The sequence below is a fragment of the Acidovorax kalamii genome (assembly GCF_002245625.1).
Taxonomy (GTDB): domain Bacteria; phylum Pseudomonadota; class Gammaproteobacteria; order Burkholderiales; family Burkholderiaceae_C; genus Acidovorax; species Acidovorax kalamii.
The window spans coordinates 91,364-110,525 of the sequence record NZ_NOIG01000012.1; the positions used below are offsets into that span (position 1 = coordinate 91,364).

The window sequence follows — 19,162 nt, forward strand, 5'->3', positions numbered from 1 at the left end:
GGCGCAGCGTGCGCTGGGGCCCATGTGGCCCCCACGGATCGTGGCGGATTGATGGAGCCTGAGAGGCGGAGAGTCTTCAGTCGCCCAGGGCCGCGATGGCCTGCGCCGCCACAGGCGCGCGCTGCAGCGGCAGCACTGCCGACAGCAAGGTGCCATTGCCGGGGCGCGAGGTGAGCGCCAGCCGCCCCCCTGCCGCTTCGACCCGGTGGCGCATGCCCGCCAGCCCGTGCGAGGTGGGGCGCACGGTGGCGGGGTCGAAACCCACCCCGTCGTCGCGCACCTGCACCGCCACATGGGTGGGGTGGGCGTGCACCGACACCAGCACCTTCTTGGCCTTGGCGTACTTGCCGATGTTGGTCAGGGCCTCTTGCACCATGCGGTACACGGTGAGCTGGGTGGCATCGGGCAGTTGCACGGCCTCCAGGCTGGTTTCCACCTCGATGCCCGCACGTTCGGCGTACTCGCGCGTCAGGATCTCCAGTGCAGCGGTGAGCCCCAGGTTGGACAGGGACGAAGGGCGCAGGTCCTCGATGATGCGGCGCTTGAGTGCGATGCCGCTGTTGAGGGTGTCCGTGAGGTGTTTGAGGCGCTCTGCAACATCCGGCGCGGTGGCGTTGATCTTGGACTTGAGGCGGGCCACGTCGAGCTTGGCAGCGGTCAGCAAGGCGCCCAGTTCGTCGTGCAGCTCGCGCGCGAGGTGCCCCCGCTCTTCTTCACGCACCTGCTGCAGGTGGTTGGCCAGCTCCGACAGCGTGGCGGTGCGCTCGCGCACCAGACCCTCCAGGCGGTCCCGCTCGCGCTCCAGCAGCGCCTGCTCGCGCAGGTTCACGGCCTGCACGGCCTGGGCCTGGCGCAGGTACATGTAGAAGGCCAGCAGGCCAATCACCGTGACGGTGGCAATGCCGATGCGCGACAGCGTGAGCGACTGCTCGATCTGCTGCTGGCCTTGCGACAGGCGCAGGTCGCTGCGCGCGATCAGCTCCTGCGCATGGGTGCGAATCGCCTCCATGTGCTCCTTGCCCACGTCCGTGTTCAGGATGAACTTCCAGGCGTCTTCATTGCCCTTGCGGCGCAGGCGCAGGCTCAGCTCCATCTCGGCAAGCTTGCGCGAAATCTGCCGCGACAGCAGCGCAAACTCCTGCATGTCGTCCGGCGAGTTCATGAACTGGCTGCGCAACCGGTCCAGATTGGTCTGCACGGTGGCCACGGCCTTGTCGTAGGGTTCCAGGTAGGTCTCGTTGCCGGTCAGCAGGTAGCCCCGCTGGCCAGTCTCCGCGTCCAGCATGCTCTGCAGCAGCTTGTTCACATCGCCCCGGGTGGCCATGTTCTGCGCCATCTGCTCCAGCGCATCCTGCGACCGCATGTGCCCTGTTTCATTGATTCCCACCAGCACCATGGCGGCCAGCAAGGCCATGGGCAGGCTCAGCGCCATCTTGCGGACCTTGGGCAGCCAGCGCTGGGTGTTTTCCTGGAGATTCATAGGCTTATTCTGGATAATGGACCATCACCTGACATGGTTCTGTCTGTGCCTGCACATGCCGGACCGCCGCACACCCACACGCACCGGCAGCACAGCGGCTGCCCCACGAAAGAAACATCAATGATCAAGATTGGCATTGTGGATGACCATGCAATTGTTCGCTCCGGCCTGCGCCAGTTTCTGTCGGAGCATGTAGATCTGCGGGTCGAAGGCGAAGCCGCCAACGGCCGCGAAGCCATCGACCTGGTGCGCAACAAGGAAATCGACGTGCTGCTGATGGACCTGTCGATGCCCGGCCAGAGCGGGCTCGACGCGCTGGCCATGCTGCGTGCGAAGGCCCCCGACATGGGCATCCTGATCCTGAGCGGCTACCCCGAGGAACACTATGCGATCAACCTGATCCGCCAGGGCGCGAGCGGCTACCTGAACAAGGAGTGCGAGCCTGCAGAGATCGTGGAAGCCATCCGCACCATCGCGCTGGGCCGCCGCTACCTGACCCCCACCGTGGCCGAGTTGCTGGCGCAGCAACTTAACCGCAAGGACGATGCACCGCCCCATGAGCAGCTCTCGGAACGCGAGTTCCAGGTGTTCCTCAAGCTCGCCAAGGGGGAGACGGCTGGCGATATCGCCAAGTCGTTGTCGCTGAGCGTGAAGACTGTGAGCACCTACCGCACGCGCCTGATGGAAAAAATGAGTCTGTCGTCCAACAGCGACCTGACCTACTACGCGCTCAAGAACCGCCTGATTGATTGACATGGGGAGGCTTCGCCTGGGGCCTGGGTAGCCACGGGTCCAAGCGAGGTTGGCTGAAGCGGACAAGGTGAATTGGCACGGGCTCCAGCGGATGTGCTGCATTTCGCCCATGCGCCTGCAGCACAGGCGTCACGCGCCCGAAGGCGGGCTCAAAGAGCCGCTCGCGTCCACGCCGGGCGGGTGGCTGCTGTGCAGCACACAGTAGTCCACCAGCGCATCGATTTCATTGGACTTGTCGAACACGGCATCCACTCCCAGCTGCGCACAGCGCATGCGCACATCGGGAGTGGCATAGTTGCTCAGCACCACCATCTTCTGCCCCGGGCGGCGGGTTCGGCAGGCGGCCAGCACCCCCAGCCCGCTGCCTTGGCGCAGGAACAGATCGACGATGGCCAGATCCCACTGCTCGCTATGGGTGGAGAGCCACTGCGTCCCTTCGTCTTCGGTTTCTGCCACACCCACGGCTTCCACAGACGCCAACTCTTCCAGAGTCCCGATCAGGTTCTCACGGATGGTTGCGTTGTCTTCAACAATGTAGGTGCGCAGCTTCACAGACGGGTCCATGTTGGCGATCAGCGCAGGGGCACGCTGCTCTCACCCCGAATTTAAGCGTTGGGGTGTCCGGATTCTGCCAGCGGCCACAGGCTGGGGTTGTAGGAGCAGTCCTACCTACCGCGCCGCACACACCGGGCACTGTGGAGCACGCTGCACACGCAGGGTGTTCCACTCCATCGAGCGCCCGTCCAGCATCAGCAGCCTGCCCGCCAGCGAGGGCCCGATGCCTGCCAGCAGCTTGAGCGCTTCGGCCGCCTGCATCGCCCCCACCACACCCACCAGCGGGGCGAACACGCCCATGGTGGAGCAGCGCACCTCTTCAAATTCCGCGTCGGGCGCAAAGATGCAGGCATAACAAGGCGACTGTGCATCGCGGGGGTCCACCACGGTGATCTGGCCGTCAAACTGGATCACCGCGCCCGCCACCAAGGGCTTGCCGTGGCGCACACAGGCGGCATTGACCGCGTGGCGCGTGGTGTAGTTGTCGCAGCAGTCGAGCACCACCGTGGCGTCCTGCACCAGGCGCTCCAGGGCCGCCGCGTCCACCCGGGTCTTCAGCCGGGTCACCCGCACCTCGGGGTTGATGGCCGCAATGGCCTCGGCAGCCGAATCCACCTTGGGGAGCCCCACCCGCGCTGTGGTGTGTGCAATCTGGCGCTGCAGGTTGGTCAGGTCCACCACGTCATCGTCCACCAGGGTGATGTGCCCCACACCGGCTGACGCCAAGTAGAGCGCCGCCGGAGACCCCAGCCCTCCCGCGCCGATGATGAGGGCGTGCGCCGCCAGCACCCGCTCCTGCCCCTCGATGCCCATTTCATCGAGCAGGATGTGGCGAGAATAGCGCAGGAGCTGGTCGTCGGTCATGGGGAGTCGGGCGCCAAAAGGTGGCAGGGCAGAAACACGGAGAGGAAAGGAAAAAGGCTGGATTCCTCGCGAAATCCAGCCCGCAGAGCAGAGCGCGAAAGGCTCAATTCTCTTTCTTTTCTTCCTTGCGTTCCGTCAGGGTCTTGCTGACGAGCACCGGGCGGCCCTTGAGCTGGTTGAGCGCCTGCACCAGCTGGAAGTCCTTGTCGGTGCCGAACTCGGGGATCTTGCGGTCAGCGGCAGGCTTCTTGGCTTCCTCTTCCAGGCGCTTGCGGGCGTCCTCGCGGGCCTTTTCGCGCGCCTCGTCCTTCTTCTCTTCGCCCTGGCCGCTGCCCAGGTGCTTTTCAAGATCGGCCTCGCGCATGCGCAGGGCAGCAAAGGGACTGCCCTCTTCCGACTCGTCGATCATCACATCAGGCACGATGCCCTTGGCCTGGATCGACTTGCCGCTCGGGGTGTAGTAACGCGCCGTGGTCAGCTTGATGCCGGTGTCCGGCCCCAGGGGGCGCACGGTCTGCACCGAGCCCTTGCCAAAGGTCTGGCTGCCCATGACGGTGGCGCGCTTGTGGTCTTGCAATGCGCCCGCCACGATTTCGCTGGCCGAGGCTGAGCCTTCGTTCACCAACACCACCAGCGGCACGGACTTGAGCGCAGCGGGCAGGCGCTTGAGCGGGTCACCACCGCCACGTCGCTGGTAGTAGTCGGGCGAGGCCTTGTAGGTGGCCTTACTGTCGGCCAGCTGGCCGTTGGTGGACACCACGGTCACGTTCTCGGGCAGGAAGGCGGCCGAAATCGCCACGGCAGCATCCAGCAGGCCACCCGGGTCGTTGCGCAGGTCCAGCACCAGGCCCTTGAGGTTGGGCTCCTGCTTGTAGACCTCTTCCACCTTGCGCACGAAGTCATCCACCGTGCGTTCCTGGAACTGCGACAGGCGGATCCAGGCGTAGCCAGGCTCGATCACCTTGCCCTTGACGGACTGGGTCTTGATCTCTTCGCGCGTGATGGTGACGGGGAAGGTGCGGCCTTCGTCCTTGCGGAAGATGGTGAGCGTGACCTTGGTGTTGGGCTCGCCGCGCATGCGCTTGACGGCGTCGTTGAGCGCCAGACCCTTGACGGCGGTATCGTCAATCTTGGTGATCAGGTCGTTGGTCTTGAGGCCTGCGCGGAAGGCCGGCGAGCCCTCAATGGGGGAAACCACCTTGATCAGGCCGTCTTCCTGCGTGATCTCGATGCCCACCCCCACAAAACGGCCCGAGGTGCCTTCGCGAAATTCCTTGAAGGACTTCTTGTCGAAATACTGGGAGTGCGGATCCAGGCTGGACACCATGCCCGAGATGGCATCGGTGATGAGCTTCTTGTCGTCCACCGGCTCCACATAGTCGGTCTTGACCAGTCCAAACACGGCGGACAGCTGCTGGATTTCTTCCAGCGGCAGCGGTGTCATGGCACCGCGCGCCACGGTTTGCAGTGACACCGTGGTGAGCGCACCCGCCACCACACCCACTGACACCCATCCTGCAATCTTGAGTTTTTGGCCCATACAACACCTTTACCGCATCAAAACCAATATACACCTTGGAAGGGCCAAACCCGCCGCAGTTCCGCATGGATGCTCACTTTGGCGGCGATCAGCGGGGTTTTTCCCCGCCTTTACCAACGATTTACGCCTTGCCCTGCGAAGCCACGGCGGCGGCGGCCTTGGCAGCTGCCTCTGCGTCACCCAGATAGTAGTGACGGATGGGCTTGAGGTCGGCGTCGAGTTCGTATACCAGTGGAATCCCGTTGGGAATGTTCAGGCCCACGATGTCGGACTCAGAAATGTTGTCCAGGTACTTCACCAGCGCACGGATGGAGTTGCCATGCGCGGCCACCACCACGCGCTTGCCCGAACGGATGGCGGGCGCCATGGCCTCGTTCCAGAACGGCAGCACGCGGGCCACGGTGTCCTTGAGACATTCGGTCAGGGGCACGTTCTCGGCCGCCACATTGGCGTAACGGCGGTCGCCGCGCTCGCTGCGGGGATCGGTGGCTTCCAGCGCAGGAGGGGGGGTGTCATAGCTGCGGCGCCACACCAGCACCTGCTCGTCGCCGTACTGCTTGGCCATGTCGGCCTTGTTCAGGCCCTGCAGGGCGCCGTAGTGGCGCTCGTTCAGGCGCCAGTCCTTCACCACGGGCAGCCAGGTGCTGTCCATCTCGTCTAGCGCGTACCACAGAGTGTGGATGGCGCGCTTGAGCACGCTGGTGAAGGCCAGGTCGAACTCGTAGCCCTCGGCCTTGAGCAGCTTGCCCGCCGACATGGCCTGGGAAACGCCGGTGGGCGTCAGATCCACATCGGTCCAGCCGGTGAAGCGGTTTTCAAGGTTCCAGGTGGATTCGCCGTGGCGGATCAAAACGAGCTTGTACATGGTTTCCCCAGGAAAGGCGGGTCAAAAGAAAGCGGGCCAAAACCCAGCATTCTAGAATTACGCCGTTCGCCAACCCAAGGAAACTTCGTGAAATTCATTATCGACAACTGGTATCTGATCTTTGTTGCACTGGCTTCGGGCAGCATGCTGCTGTGGCCGGTCCTCAAGAACGCCAGTGGCGGCTCGCTGACGCCCGCACGCGCCGTGCAGCTCATCAACCGCGAAAAAGCCGTGGTCATCGACGTCTGCGAGACCGAGGAATTCGCCGCTGGCCATGTGGGCGGCGCCAAGAACGTGCCTCTGGGCCAGCTCGAAGAGCGCCTGCCCACCGTGGTCAAGAACAAGGCCCTGCCCGTGGTGCTGGTCTGCGCCAGCGGCGCCCGCGCCAACCGCGCCGTGGCCATCGCCAAGAAGCTGGGCTACGACAACGCCCAGGCCATGGCCGGCGGCCTGAAAGCCTGGCGCGAAGCCAGCCTGCCTGTGGAAAAAGCCTGATCCGCCCCCAGTTATTCGGTCAGCGCTACGCTTGCCGCTGGTTTTTCAGCCCCACAGGAAGAAAGAGGAAGGTTTGCCATGCAACCCGTGAAGATGTACACCACCGCCGTCTGCCCCTACTGCATCCGGGCCAAGCAGATCCTCAAGTCCAAGGGCGTGGAGCAGATCGAGGAGATCCGCATCGACACCGACCCCGCCGCGCGCAGCCACATGATGGAGATCACTGGCCGCCGCACGGTGCCGCAGATCTACATCGGCGACACCCACGTGGGCGGCCATGACGATCTGGTGGCGCTGGACAGCCGTGGCGAGCTGATGCCCCTGCTGGGCGCCGCCTGACTCCACCCCTGGGCGCTGCATAATGCAGCCCCATGTGCCCGCTGCGGGAGCTGCTCCCCGGCGGGTTTTGTTTTGCCGAAACCCCCTCGCAGAGAGACTTGTCAACCATGGCCGACCAAGAAAACCCCGTGTTCCAGATTCAGCGCGTTTACCTCAAGGACATGTCGCTGGAGCAACCCAACTCCCCCGCCATCCTGATCGAGCAAGAGCAGCCCAGCGTGGACATCCAGCTCGGCGTGGAAGCCACCCCCGTGGCCGAAGGCATCTTTGAAGTGTCCGTGACGGCCACGGTGCAGACCAAGATCAAGGACAAGACCGTGTTCCTGGTCGAAGCCAAGCAAGCCGGCATCTTCGAGATCCGCAATGTGCCCGAAGACCAGATGGGCCCCATCATGGGCATCGCCTGCCCCCAGATCGTGTACCCCTACCTGCGTGGCAACGTGGCCGACGTGATCAACCGCGCTGGTTTCCCGCCCGTGCACCTGGCCGAAATCAACTTCCAGGCCATGTACGAGCAACAGCAAGCGCAGGCCGCTGGCCAAGCTTCGCCCATCATCGCGCAGTGATGTAAACACCCCCTGAGTCGCTTCGCGCCTTCCCCCTCTCTCTGCGCGCTGCGCGCTACGGGAGGGGGACGCAGCCAGCGGCCTGGCAAAGCCAGTTCCGCGGCTACCGCGCCTGGGCCGCGCCGGTTCCACGGACGGCCGACAAAGCACAGCGCAGTGGGTCCTTGAAATTAATGCCATTTTTGGCCTCTATCGCCTGATACATAAGCGCAAGCAGCTATGAAAATCATAGTACTCGGCGCTGGCGCCTGGGGCACGGCCGTCGCCATGAGCGCGGCCCAGCACCCCGCCGGGCATGCGGTCACCCTCTGGGCCCGCGATGCAGCCCAAGCGCAGAGCATGCGCACAGAAGCGCAGAACACCCGCTACCTGCCGGGCATCGCCTTTCCCCCTTCTCTTTCCGTGGCCGATGGCGATCTGGGCACGCTACTGCCCGGTGCCGATCTGGTCATTGTGGCCACGCCCATGGCGGCGCTGCGCGGCATGCTGCAGGCGCTGGCGGGCTGCACCGCGCCCGTGGCCTGGCTGTGCAAGGGTTTTGAAGCCGTGCCTGCGGGGGCCGATTCAGCCTCTTTTGGGCTGCTGGCGCATGAGGTGCAAGCGCTGATAGCTCCCAATTTGATAGCAGGCGTATTCAGCGGCCCGAGCTTTGCGCAAGAGGTGGCGCTGGGCCAGCCCACCGCGCTGGTGGCTGCCAGCCCCCATGCGCAGGTGCGCGATGCGCTGGTCAACGCCTTTCACAGCCCCAGCGTGCGCGTGTATGCCAACGAGGACATCGTGGGCGTGGAAGTGGGCGGTGCGGTCAAAAACGTGCTGGCCATCGCCACCGGCCTGTGCGACGGGCTGGCGCTGGGGCTGAACGCCCGCGCCGCACTCATCACGCGCGGCCTGGCTGAGATGACGCGGCTGGGCCTGGCACTGGGCGCGCGGCCCGACACCTTCATGGGCCTGTCCGGCCTGGGCGACCTGGTACTGACCGCCACCGGCGACCTCTCGCGCAACCGGCGCGTGGGCATGCTGCTGGCACAGGGCCAGACCCTGGCGCAGGCGGTGGAATCCCTGGGCCATGTGGCCGAAGGCGTCTACAGCGCCCGCACCGTGGTGCAGCGTGCGCAGACCCTGGGTGTGGACATGCCCATCGCCGAGGCAGCAGTGGCCCTGCTCGATGGCCGCCTGCGCCCGGCCGAGGCCGTGGCCCAGCTCATGGGGCGCGGCCCCAAGGGCGAACTCTGACCTAGGCCGCGCCGGGGGTTCATCCCACCGACAGGCGCCGCAGCAGCCCTTCTTCATCGTCGGGGTGGAAGAAATACGGGTAAAAGCTGCGCTCATCGCTCGACAGCTGCGGCTGCCCGCCAAACTGGTTGATCAGGTTGCGCCCCTTTTCTGCGCTGATGTGCAGCAGCACGGCCGGTGCGCCCACCCGCTCGCACATGCGCTCCGGCCCCAGCAGGTCAAAACGCAGCATGCGCCGGTAGAACGGGGCATGGCGCGGGTTCACCTCGATGACCAGGTCGGTGGCGCGCCGGGCGCGGAAGGCCGTGATCCAGGCGATGTGAAAGATGGCGCCCAGCACATGCTTGGAGCGCACACCCGGGTCCATCGCGAGCTTGCCCATTTCGCAAATGCGCGCACCCCGCTGGCGCAGCGCAGCGATGTATTCGGGGTAATGCTCTTCTGCGGCCAGGTAGCCATCGTCCATGCGGACCGAGATCGTGCCCTGGGCCTGCCCGTCGATCTGCACCACCAGGCTGCTCATGTCGCAGTCGTGCGAAAGGGTGGCCTGCATGTTGTAGCCCCGGCTGGCATACATGCGCGCCAGCAGGCCCTGGCCCTTGCGCGAGAGGCGGATCTTGCAGGTCTTGGTTTCCGCCTGGCCCAGGCGGCTCAGGTACTCGCCGGGGTAGGCCAGCTCGACAATGGTCTGCTCTTCTGCGGGCATGACAGGCTCCGTGGACGGGGACTCGCGCCCCGGCACACGACAAGCCGGAGCGCTGGAAGCAGCCAGCGTAGCCGCATCCCGCAACACCTGCACCAACGGCCGAGGTGGCTCCCGACCAACGGTGGCGCCGCATTCGCCAATGGCAAGGCAGAGCCGCCCCGGCGGCCCACAGCCAGGCGTTACAGCCCGGCTTCGAGCGCCAGCAGCTCGTCCACCGTCTGGCGGCGGCGGATCAGGCGGGCCTGGCCGCCATCCACCAGCACCTCGGCAATCAAGGGCCGGGTGTTGTAGTTGGAGGACATGCTGGCGCCATAGGCCCCAGTGTCGTGGATCACCAGCAGATCGCCCACCTGCGCAGCGGGCAGGTCGCGCGGCAGCACCACGCCGCCATCGCCCTGGGTGAACACGTCGCCCGATTCGCACAGCGGGCCCGCCACCACGCTGGGCTGCTCTGCCGCCTGGGTACCATCGCGGCGCAGCACGCTCATGGCGTGGTAGCTGCCGTACATGGACGGGCGCATGAGTTCGTTGAAGCCGGTATCCACCAGCACAAAGTGGTTGTTGCCCGCGTTCTTGGTGGCGCGCACCTGGCCCAGCAACACGCCGGATTCCGCCACTAGGTAGCGGCCGGGCTCGATCTCCAGGCCCAGCTTGTGGCCCACGATGGCCTCGGCCTGCTGGCGCGCGGCGTCCCACAGGCCGTGGTAGTGCTGTGTGTCCACCACCGGGTCACCACTGCGGTAGGGGATGGACAGGCCACCACCGGCCGAGATGGCGTGCAGGTCATGCCCCGCCGCATGCGCAGTGCGCACCAGGTTAACCATGGCGCCACACACTTCCTGCAGGTGGCTGTAGTCCACGCCCGAGCCGATGTGCATGTGCAGGCCCACCAGCTTCAGGCCGTGCTGCTTGATCGCCGCCAGCGCCGCAGGCAGGTCGGTGTGCCAGATGCCGTGCTTGCTGTGCTCGCCACCCGTGTTGGTCTTGTTGCTGTGGCCATGGCCAAAGCCGGGGTTGATGCGCAGCCACACCGCATGGCCCGGCGAACGCGCGCCCAGCTGGTGCAGCATGTCGATGGAGCCTGCGTTGACCGGCACACCATGCTCCACCACGCAGTCGAGCGTGGCGGCGTCGAACAGGTCGGCGGTGAAGACGATCTCCGACGGCTCGCCCCCCGCCAGATAACCTGCCGCCAGCGCACGCAGGATCTCGCCGCGCGAGACCGCATCCACCTTCACGCCCTGCTCGCGCATGAGCTTGAGGATGTGGATGTTGGAGCAGGCCTTCTGCGCAAAGCGGATGGTCTCGAAATTGGACACCTGCGCAATGCGCTGGCGAATGGTGGCCGCGTCATACACCCACAGCGGGGTGCCAAACTGGTCGGCCAAGGCCCAAAGCTGGGCGGGGGAGAAGGGGTTGGACATGGAAGGCTCCGAAGGCAGAAGGCGTGAACGATGCGCGGATGATGCCGCCATCCACGTATTCAGTCGAATGCTTTGATTTACGCCATCCATTCAATATGGATATGCTCTGTACATGACTGGCATGACCGAGCCCCCACAGAATCACCGTACCGCCCACCGCATCACCCACCGCCACATCGAGGTCTTCCGCGCCGTGATGACCGCCGGCAGCGCCACGGGCGCGGCCGACCTCCTGCACAGCTCGCAGCCCACCGTGAGCCGCGAGCTGGCGCGGCTGGAGTCGCTGCTGGGCTATGCGCTGTTCGAGCGCGTGCAGGGCCGACTACGCCCCAACGCGCGGGCGTTGGCGCTGTGGGACGAGGTGCAACGCTCCTGGCAGGGGCTGGAGCGCGTGGTGGACCGGGCCGTGGCGCTCGGCCGGTCGGGTGCGGTGCAGTTGTCGGTGCTGTGTCTGCCCGCGCTCGCCCACGCGCTGCTGCCGGGCGCTGCTGCGCGCCTGATGCAGGCGCACCCGGGTGCACGCCTGTCTGTCACTCCACAGGAATCGCCCCTGCTCGAAGAATGGATGAGTGCCCAGCGGTTTGACCTGGGCCTGTGCGAGCAGACCACCGCCCCACCGGGCACGCGCGCCGAAGTGCTGCTGACGCTGGACGAGGTGGCCGTGCTGCCCGCCCACCACGCTTTGGCAGGTCAACCGGTGTTGCAACTGGCCGACTTTGCCGGTGAATTCTTTGTGAGCCTGTCGGCCGACGACCCCTACCGCCGCCTGATCGACGCCCGGTTTGCCGAGGCGGGCGTGGAGCGCACATTGCGCGTGGAAACCCACAGCGCCGCCGCAGTGTGCGCCATGGTCGAGCAAGGCCTGGGCATTGCCATCGTCAACCCGGTGACCGCCCTGGCCGCCGCCAGCGACCAGCTGGTGCTGCGGCCCCTGGCATTTTCAATCCCGTTCAGCGTGACGGCGCTGCTGCCGCTGTACCGCCCGCCCTTGCCCGAGGTGGCGCCCATGCTGGAGGCCCTGCGGGCCGAAGCCGCCGCCATTGCGCAGCGCCTGGCACAACAGGATGAATAGCTATTATTTATATAGCTAAAAACGCTTTACCACCGCGCGGAAACGGCCATTTTTTGTACAAAAAGCGGCACCAACCGCAGAGCCGGTCAGCCCGGCGCCGCCAGGCTGCGCACCTTGACGGCCAGCCGCTCTTCGACCGAGGGCGACACGAACTTGGTCACCTCGCCGCCCAGCACCGCGATCTCGCGCACAAAGGTGCTGCTGATGAACTGGTACTTGTCGCTGGGCGTGAGGAACACGGTTTCCACCTGCGGCATCAGGCTGCGGTTCATCCCCGCGAGCTGGAACTCGTAGTCAAAGTCGGTCACGGCGCGCAGGCCCCGCACCATAGCCTTGCCGCCGCGCGACACCACAAAGTCGCGCAGCAGGCCCGAGAAGGGCTCGACCTGCACCTGGGGATACATCTTCACGGCCTCGCGCACCATCTCGATGCGCTCTTCCAGCGAGAACAGGGTCTTCTTGTGGTGGCCCGCAGCCACGGCCACGATCACACGTTCGAACAACTGGGTGGCCCTGCGCACCACGTCTTCATGGCCCAAAGTGATCGGGTCAAAGGTTCCGGGGTACACGGCGAGCACGTTCTGGGCCATGGCTGGTTGTCTCCTGTCTGGCGAATGACGTTGGCCCCCGGCCCCCGGGGCATTCCCCCCGCAGGGCCCACCGGGCCGCGTGCGCGCATTATGCAGTGCAGTGCAACATGAACTAGCGGCGCCCATGCCAGGCCCGGCACCCCGAACGGGACAGAGCGCCCCCCAAGCAACCCCTCAGACCACGGGAATGTCCTGCAAGGACACCTGTCCCGGCGCCAGCAGCATCAGCCGGGCCACCAGCGCCACCAGGTCTTGCTGGCGCTGGGTGCGTGTCTTGGCCAACAGGGCGCTCATCTGGGTGCGCACCGTCGATATGCGGGAGCCACGTGCATCGGCAAAGTCCTGCGGGGTCTGCCCACGCATCAGGGCCAGCAGCAGGTCCGACTCCGACGGGCTCAGGCGGTAGGCCTGACGGGCCAGGGCCACGGCCGCCTCAGCGCCCAGGCTGCGCTCCAGCACCGCCCAGGCCACACCGGGGGCGCGGTGGTGCAGGCCCAGCGCGGCCAGATCGCTGAGCGGCAGCGTCACCAGCAGCAGACCGGCGTCTGGGCCAGGCAACTCCATACAGCCGCTGCGTCCCTGCAACGACTGCAGGAACAGCGCGCGCAGCGCCGCATCGGCCGTGCTGGCCAGCACTGGCCCGCGCTGCAGCGTGCGCAGCGCGATGCTCTCGGGCCGGGCACTCAACAGCCGGGCACGGGCATTGGCATGCAGCAGTCGGCCTGCGGTGTCAAAAAACAAAAGCCCCATGGGCATCTGCTCCATCAGCGACTCCAGGCCCTGGGTGCGCGCGCGCAGGGCCTGCATCTCACGGTGCAGATAGGCCGCGCGCTGCACGCCGCCGAACTCAGCCCGAAAGCGGCCCACCTCTTCAGGCGCAAAGCCCTCGTCGTCGCCCTGGCGGTACACCGACAGGAACAGATTGCCTACCGGGTGCGATGCGCCCTGGCTGCCGCCGAACATGCGGGTGCCAATGCCGTACTCGCGCAGGAAGTCACTGTAGATCTCGGTACGGCGAAAGCTGCGCATGGCCTGCACTGGCGCGTCCGTCGCCACCCAGACGCCCGCTGCAGCGCCCAGTTGCGCACGCTGCGCCATGGCGTCACCCCACAGCGGGTCTTGCAGGCGGTAGTGCGTGGCGTAGCGCTGCGCCGCCTCGGGTGTCACGCCCATGGCCAGCAACGCGGGCGCTCCGTCGCTCGATGGCGACTGCAGCCAGTAGTCAGCCACCGGGTGGGCGGCAAATTCCGCCCCCCACTGCGCCAACTGGTCCAGATCGCGGGCCAGGAAGGCGCCGCCGAGCAGGTCCGCACGAAAGCTGGCGGCATAACGGGCCAGGGCGTCGCCCCAACGCGCGTCGTCGGCGACAGAACCCAGCAGATCGCCCAAGGCTTGGTGCAACGGGGGCCTTTCAGAAAAAAACAGCGGATGGTAGGGGCAACGCTTCTGCACATCATCCCTCATGTGAACGACGTGTTGCGTCCAGGCACAGGCAGCGCTTGTCCTCCTTCAGGCAGAGGATGTGCGGCACCCCCTACCCGCCCTAAATTTCCGCCACAGCGCCAGCACCAGCCCCATGGTGCCGGGACTCTCCAGCGACATCCATCGCTACTTTTCAACGTTCACGCATTCACATGAAACTGCCTTGTTCCCGCCTTCTGCTGCGCATTGCGCTGGCGTCCGCAACACTCGCCGCCACAGCAACCCAGGCCGCCGTGCCTGCGCCCCAGAGGCAATATCTGCTGGACTTTTACGTCGCCACCAACGGCGCCGGCTGGACGACCAGCACCAACTGGAACGGAGCCCCTGGCACAGAGTGCACCTGGTATGGTGTGACTTGCGACGGCGGACAGAACACCGTCACCACATTGAACCTGCCCAGCAACAACCTGATGGGCACCCTTCCCGACTGGTCTGCGTTGCCCGACCTGCAGCAGATCGGCCTGGCCACCAATGCCCTCACGGGCGCCGTGCCAGCCATTTCGGGCTTGGCCTCTTTGGTCACCTTCGACGTGAGCTTCAACCAGCTTTCAGGCTCCTTGCCCAGCCCCGTTGGCCTGGGCCAGCTGCAAAACTACTATGCCTTTGGCAACCAGTTCACGGGCGCCATCCCCGCGCTGGCGGGGGCGCCAGCGCTGCTGCGGTTTCGCGCCTACAACAACCAGCTTACCGGTGCCATCCCCGCGCTAGCGGGCACCAACCTGGTGGACATCGTGCTCAACAGCAACCAGCTCACCGGCTCCATTCCGCCGCTGCCAGCCTCACTGACCATCCTGCGGGTCGAAAACAACCAACTCAGCGGCCCAGTCCCCTTAGCGCCCCCCGCTCTGGCGGTGGGCGCATCCACACTGTGCGCCAACAACATCACGCCGTCTGTCGATGCCGCGTGGGACAAGGCGTCCACCGTCACCCCCTGGTACACCGGCTGCGGCACCCTGCCCCCTGCCCCCGGCGGCGCCACCTCCATCCCCACGCTCAGCGAATGGGGCTTGATCCTGATGTCTCTGGCAGCTGCCGCATGGGGCATGGCGACATTGCGCCGCAGGAGCCATCTGTAGCCTTTCGAGCCTTCACCCATTACCCACAAGCGCCAAACGCTATACAAAACATAGCAATCTTGGGATGCTCCAGCCACCGGAGCAACCCCTGGTGCTTCCACGCCACATCGTTCACATGAACGATGGCACAGGCGGGCTCGCGGCCTACCATCCGCAGCCCGTTTTGCTGCACGGTATGCCCCGCCTGTGACCTCTGCGCCCACGCCCCCCGCCCCCATCCACGACGCCTTGTTCGACACCTCGGCCTGCCTCAACTGTGGCGCGCCGCTCACGGGGCCGTTTTGCGCGCACTGCGGGCAGAAGAAGGCGGCGCGCATGGGCACCCGCATGGTGCGCAAGGAGGCCTGGGAGCGATTCCGGTGGTTTGAGTGGAGCTCCATCCGCAACGCGCTGCGGGTGCTGCCGCAGCCCGGCACCATGGCGCGCGAGTATGTGCTGGGGCAGCGCAAGGACCACCCGCACCCGCTCACGCTGCTGTTCCTGTCCATCGGCTTTTTGCTCATCGTGCTGGGCCACACCGACTACCTGCGGCCCGATCTGCCCAGCGAGGCGGCGCAGCGCATGTATGCGCTGGTCACCGGGTACTCGAAGTGGTCGTTTTCGCTGGGGGCGGTGGCGGCTTTTTCCAGCATGTGGCTGGTGTTCCGGCGGCGCGGCTACAACCTGGCCGAGCTGCTAGCGCTCGCGTTGTACTGCCAGGCGGTGTTCATTGCGCTGCAGATGGTGAACCAGCTGCCGCTGGTGCTGGCGCACTCGCCGGAGTTGCTCAAGTGGCACAAGCAGTGGTCGCCCTGGTACATGACTGCGCTGCAGACGCTGATGTTCATGCTGGCGCTGCGGCAGTTCTTTCTGCTGGATCTGCGCCGCGACGTGGGCTGGCTGCTGCTGGCCGGGGCGCTGTTTGCCGGGCTCAAGTGGCAGGCCACCCAGCTCTATGCCCGGGGCGTGGTGGAGTTGGTGCTCTGGCAGATGGGCGGCTGAGCCACCCGGCGGCCGCTGAAAAATGTGAACCAGTTCACGATTGTGTGTCGGAGTGCCACCACATCCTTCACCTGAATGATGTTGCCCTGGCGGCAACGCACCTACGATCCGCCGCAGTTCAACCAAATCAGAAAAAAGGAGGCCGCCTTGGCCGGTCAGGAGTGGAACACGCAGCACCTGGGAATCCCCGGTTTTGAGGCCCTGATGGCCGAAAGCCTGGAGGCCCTGGGCGAGCCCGGCATGGTGGAGCGCCTGCTGCGCCGCCTGGGCGAGGCGCTGGGCAGCCACAAGGTGGTGCTGTTCTGCCCCCTGCCCGGCTCGGACGACCCGCTGGCAGCCTACCAGTGGGGCATGCCCGACGATTTTCTGGCGCGCTATGCGAACCTCATCCAGGGCTGCGACGCCTGGAGCGAGGCGCTGGAGCGCCAGCAGGGGCAGGCGCTGGCGCGCGGCGGATCGCTGAGCCAGCAGCTGGTCAGCACCCCGGCGCTACGCCGGGGCGCGTTTTATGCCGACTACCTCAAGCCCCTGGGCATTGATGCCATGGTCAACAGCATCGTCGAGGCCTCGCCCGAGGTCGGTATGCATGTGCTGGCGATGTACAACGACCTGGGCCAGAGCGAGTTCACGCCCGAGCAGTTTGCCCGCCTGCGCGCCGCCACGCCCTGGGTGCGCAGCCTCATGCGCGCCCAGCGCCGCCTGCAGCAGGCCCAGCGCCACACCAGCGCGCTGGAGCGCACACTGGACCAGCTGCCCCTGGGCGTGATGCATGTGAACCGCCGTGGCGAGCTGCGCTACCTGAACGAACACGCCCGTGCATGGCTCGGCATTGAAGACGCCTGCCGCATCCTGCTGCGCGGCGCCACAGGCTGGCAGGCGCGCCAGCCGCTGCAGCTGGCGCAGATCCACCCTGCGCTGGTGCCGCTGTTGGGCACCAGCCTGAGCACGCAGACACCTGTCTCCGCCCGCCTGCAGCCCCAGCACCCCGGCGCCCCCGCCACGCTGGTGGCACTGGCGGCGCCCCTGCGCGGCGGTACGGCCCCTGCCACGGGCGAGGCGTTGGCCCAGTTCATCCTGGTGCCCGAGACGCCCCCGCATGCGGGCGCCACCGTGTCGGTGTGCAGCGCGCTCTACGGCCTCACCCCCGCCGAAGCGGCCCTGCTGCCCCTGCTGCTGCAGGGCATGACACCGCGCGAAATGGCCGACACCCGCCAAGTGAAGATGCCCACCGTGCGATCACAGCTGGCCAGCCTGTATGCCAAGACCGGCACCCGGGGCCAGGCCGAGCTGGCGCAGCGCGTGCTGCGCGTGGCCGCGCTAGTGGCTTGACGTTCGTTTCTCTGTTTTTTTGTCTCTGTTCATTTTTGCGCGGCGCTGAACGCTGCATGAAAGGCCTCTGTCCATGACCTTGTCTCGCCACTCCCTGCCCCAGCTTCGCCAACTGCGCCCGGTCGCCCTGGCCTGCTGCGCCCTCGTCGGCCTCGCTGTCGGTGGCCTGGCCATGGCCCAGAAGACCGCTGCCGTGGCCAAGCCCAGCAAGGCGCAGCTGGTGGCCGACCTGGCCGCCACGCTGCAGGCCTGCTCGTACGACGGCAGCCCGCTGGCGTTTTCTCCGCCCGACCTGTCCAAGGGCGGCGGCACCGGCAAGCAGGTGGTGGCCGAGATCATGAAGTACACCGGCCTGCCCGCCAACTTTGTGGTGGTGGAGGGCAAGGTGCCCAACGCGGCCGCCGTGATCATGCAGGGCCCCGACCAGGTGCCGCGCCGCGTGATTGCCTACAACCCCGCCTTCATGGGCCAGGTGATCGAGGCCACCAAGTCCAACAACTGGGCGCCCGTGAGCATCATGGCCCACGAGATCGGACACCACCTCTCGGGCCACACCATCGTGCCCGGTGGCAGCCAGCCGCCCATCGAGCTGGAGTCCGACAAATTCAGCGGCTTTGTGCTCTACAAGATGGGCGCGCCGCTGGCCGACGCCCAGCGCGCCATTGCCACGCTGATCCCCGAGAAGGACGGCGAAACCCACCCCGGCCGCAGAAAACGCCTGGCCGCCATCGAGGCGGGCTGGAAGGAAGCCTGCGAGCTGCAGGGCGGCGGGCCGCAATGCTCCGGCGGGCTGCCGGTGCGCACGGCTGCGGCTGTACCAACGGCCGCGTCTCCCGCCCCGGCCCCCGCCACCCCGGTGGCCAAGGCGCCAGTTGCCACCCCATCGCCCTCGCCCGTGGCCGCACCACCCGCCAAGGCCCCGGCCCTGGCGGCCGCGCCTGCGGCCGAAACCCTGCCCAAGGCCGATGTGGCCGCCATCCCGTCCAAGGGCACGCAGTTCATCTACGACGAGTTCGGCATCCTGGACCCGGCCATCCGCGCGCAGTTTGAAAAGCAGATGTACGAGCATGCGCAGAAGACGGGCGTGGAAATCGTCACCCTGCTGGTGAAAGACCTGGGCGGCAAGAGCGCCGAGGACTACGCCCACGCCATGATGCGCCAGCTGCGCGTGGGCAAGCTCGACGTGGGCAACGGCGCCGTGCTGGTGGTGGCGCCCGAGCAGAACCAGGCCGCTGCCGTGCTGGGCGCGGGCGTGGCGCTGGAGATGCGCGGCCACGACAAGGCCGAGCAGCTCAAGCGCTGGACCAGCACGGCCTGGCCGCTGTGCAAGAAGAAGAACGCCTGCGGCGGCTGGACGGAGAACCTGATGCTCGCGGCCGACCACATCCGCCGCGACACCCGCCACGCCGACTGGACCATTGCCTACAACTCGCTGGGCGACCTGCACAAGGCCGATGCGGCGGAAAGCGGCAAATCCGTCAAGCCACAGGACAGCAAAACCTGGCAGAAGATCACCCGCCTGTCGGGCACCGTGGAAAACCTGAACCCGCCCACGGGCGTCAAGAGCGCGTATGTGGTCGAGTCCAAGTTGAAGGACGGCAAGAAGGCCGTGCTGATGCGCAGCGCCGAGGGCCTGACCACCATGCTCTACGTCGATCCGCGCACCGAGGCGATGATGCCGGGCGGCAAGCTGGTGCAGGGCAAGACGTACACCGTCATTGCACGTTCGGACTTCCTGTCGTGGAACCCCAAGGACACGCAGTCGCTGGACGTGCTGAGCTACGCCATCACGGAATAAGGCGCCATCCCACC

At 66.3% G+C, this 19,162-nt stretch carries 19 protein-coding genes; 10 read left to right on the top strand and 9 right to left on the bottom strand.

Going from position 1 to position 19,162, the window contains the following annotated elements:
• Window positions 1-76: 76 nt before the first annotated feature.
• Window positions 77-1,480, bottom strand: a complete 1,404-nt coding sequence (locus CBY09_RS19915; protein WP_094291312.1) for a sensor histidine kinase — start codon at window positions 1,478-1,480, stop codon at window positions 77-79.
• 120 nt (window positions 1,481-1,600) lie between these two features.
• Here CBY09_RS19915 and CBY09_RS19920 point away from each other — a divergent pair, with 120 nt between their 5' ends.
• The gene (locus CBY09_RS19920) at window positions 1,601-2,233 is read left to right on the top strand and encodes a response regulator (protein ID WP_094291313.1); all 633 of its coding nucleotides are present in this window, start codon (window positions 1,601-1,603) and stop codon (window positions 2,231-2,233) included.
• Between the two features lie 129 nt (window positions 2,234-2,362).
• Here CBY09_RS19920 and CBY09_RS19925 read toward each other — a convergent pair whose 3' ends face one another.
• The 4 genes from CBY09_RS19925 to gpmA all read right to left on the bottom strand — a co-directional run bounded on the left by CBY09_RS19925 (window position 2,363) and on the right by gpmA (window position 6,057).
• On the bottom strand, window positions 2,363-2,785 hold the full coding sequence (locus CBY09_RS19925) for a response regulator (protein WP_094291491.1): 423 nt from the start codon (window positions 2,783-2,785) through the stop codon (window positions 2,363-2,365).
• Between the two features lie 117 nt (window positions 2,786-2,902).
• On the bottom strand, window positions 2,903-3,652 hold the full coding sequence (locus tag CBY09_RS19930; RefSeq protein WP_094291314.1) for a HesA/MoeB/ThiF family protein: 750 nt from the start codon (window positions 3,650-3,652) through the stop codon (window positions 2,903-2,905).
• A 103-nt stretch (window positions 3,653-3,755) separates the two neighbouring features.
• Window positions 3,756-5,192 (bottom strand): S41 family peptidase, encoded by a 1,437-nt coding sequence (locus CBY09_RS19935; RefSeq protein ID WP_094291315.1) that lies wholly within the window; start codon window positions 5,190-5,192, stop codon window positions 3,756-3,758.
• A 121-nt stretch (window positions 5,193-5,313) separates the two neighbouring features.
• A complete protein-coding gene (gene gpmA, locus CBY09_RS19940; protein WP_094291316.1) occupies window positions 5,314-6,057 on the bottom strand; it encodes a 2,3-diphosphoglycerate-dependent phosphoglycerate mutase in 744 nt (247 codons plus the stop codon).
• An 87-nt stretch (window positions 6,058-6,144) separates the two neighbouring features.
• Here gpmA and CBY09_RS19945 point away from each other — a divergent pair, with 87 nt between their 5' ends.
• From CBY09_RS19945 to CBY09_RS19960, 4 genes are all read left to right on the top strand, one after another.
• Window positions 6,145-6,552 (top strand): rhodanese-like domain-containing protein, encoded by a 408-nt coding sequence (locus CBY09_RS19945; RefSeq protein ID WP_094291317.1) that lies wholly within the window; start codon window positions 6,145-6,147, stop codon window positions 6,550-6,552.
• Between the two features lie 78 nt (window positions 6,553-6,630).
• Entirely contained in the window at window positions 6,631-6,891 is a 261-nt protein-coding gene (gene grxC, locus CBY09_RS19950) for a glutaredoxin 3 (RefSeq protein ID WP_063458839.1), read from the top strand.
• A gap of 107 nt (window positions 6,892-6,998) precedes the next feature.
• Window positions 6,999-7,457, top strand: coding sequence for a protein-export chaperone SecB (gene secB / locus CBY09_RS19955; RefSeq protein ID WP_094291318.1), 459 nt, complete (start codon window positions 6,999-7,001; stop codon window positions 7,455-7,457).
• A 219-nt stretch (window positions 7,458-7,676) separates the two neighbouring features.
• Window positions 7,677-8,690: an NAD(P)H-dependent glycerol-3-phosphate dehydrogenase gene (locus tag CBY09_RS19960; protein ID WP_094291319.1), complete on the top strand. Its 1,014-nt coding sequence runs from the start codon at window positions 7,677-7,679 to the stop codon at window positions 8,688-8,690.
• A gap of 19 nt (window positions 8,691-8,709) precedes the next feature.
• Here the strand turns inward: CBY09_RS19960 and CBY09_RS19965 are convergent, their stop codons facing one another.
• Both CBY09_RS19965 and lysA read right to left on the bottom strand, forming a co-directional pair.
• The gene (locus CBY09_RS19965) at window positions 8,710-9,396 is read right to left on the bottom strand and encodes an N-acyl amino acid synthase FeeM domain-containing protein (RefSeq protein ID WP_094291320.1); all 687 of its coding nucleotides are present in this window, start codon (window positions 9,394-9,396) and stop codon (window positions 8,710-8,712) included.
• 179 nt (window positions 9,397-9,575) lie between these two features.
• On the bottom strand, window positions 9,576-10,820 hold the full coding sequence (lysA, locus tag CBY09_RS19970; RefSeq protein ID WP_094291321.1) for a diaminopimelate decarboxylase: 1,245 nt from the start codon (window positions 10,818-10,820) through the stop codon (window positions 9,576-9,578).
• A gap of 112 nt (window positions 10,821-10,932) precedes the next feature.
• Between lysA and CBY09_RS19975 the strand changes: the two genes are divergently transcribed.
• On the top strand, window positions 10,933-11,892 hold the full coding sequence (locus CBY09_RS19975; RefSeq protein ID WP_205734179.1) for a LysR family transcriptional regulator: 960 nt from the start codon (window positions 10,933-10,935) through the stop codon (window positions 11,890-11,892).
• An 86-nt stretch (window positions 11,893-11,978) separates the two neighbouring features.
• Here CBY09_RS19975 and coaD read toward each other — a convergent pair whose 3' ends face one another.
• Both coaD and CBY09_RS19985 read right to left on the bottom strand, forming a co-directional pair.
• The gene (gene coaD, locus CBY09_RS19980; RefSeq protein WP_094291322.1) at window positions 11,979-12,482 is read right to left on the bottom strand and encodes a pantetheine-phosphate adenylyltransferase; all 504 of its coding nucleotides are present in this window, start codon (window positions 12,480-12,482) and stop codon (window positions 11,979-11,981) included.
• Between the two features lie 174 nt (window positions 12,483-12,656).
• On the bottom strand, window positions 12,657-13,883 hold the full coding sequence (locus tag CBY09_RS19985) for a helix-turn-helix transcriptional regulator (RefSeq protein ID WP_240515797.1): 1,227 nt from the start codon (window positions 13,881-13,883) through the stop codon (window positions 12,657-12,659).
• Window positions 13,884-14,116: 233 nt separating this feature from the next.
• Between CBY09_RS19985 and CBY09_RS19990 the strand changes: the two genes are divergently transcribed.
• The 4 genes from CBY09_RS19990 to CBY09_RS20005 all read left to right on the top strand — a co-directional run bounded on the left by CBY09_RS19990 (window position 14,117) and on the right by CBY09_RS20005 (window position 19,148).
• Window positions 14,117-15,040, top strand: a complete 924-nt coding sequence (locus CBY09_RS19990) for an IPTL-CTERM sorting domain-containing protein (protein WP_094291323.1) — start codon at window positions 14,117-14,119, stop codon at window positions 15,038-15,040.
• A 186-nt stretch (window positions 15,041-15,226) separates the two neighbouring features.
• A complete protein-coding gene (locus CBY09_RS19995) occupies window positions 15,227-16,021 on the top strand; it encodes a DUF3667 domain-containing protein (RefSeq protein ID WP_094291324.1) in 795 nt (264 codons plus the stop codon).
• A gap of 147 nt (window positions 16,022-16,168) precedes the next feature.
• Window positions 16,169-17,350 carry a helix-turn-helix transcriptional regulator gene (locus CBY09_RS20000; protein ID WP_133066313.1) on the top strand — a complete coding sequence of 394 codons (1,182 nt, stop codon included), beginning with the start codon at window positions 16,169-16,171 and terminating at the stop codon, window positions 17,348-17,350.
• A gap of 73 nt (window positions 17,351-17,423) precedes the next feature.
• The gene (locus CBY09_RS20005) at window positions 17,424-19,148 is read left to right on the top strand and encodes a TPM domain-containing protein (protein WP_133066314.1); all 1,725 of its coding nucleotides are present in this window, start codon (window positions 17,424-17,426) and stop codon (window positions 19,146-19,148) included.
• The last annotated feature ends 14 nt before the right edge of the window (window positions 19,149-19,162 follow it).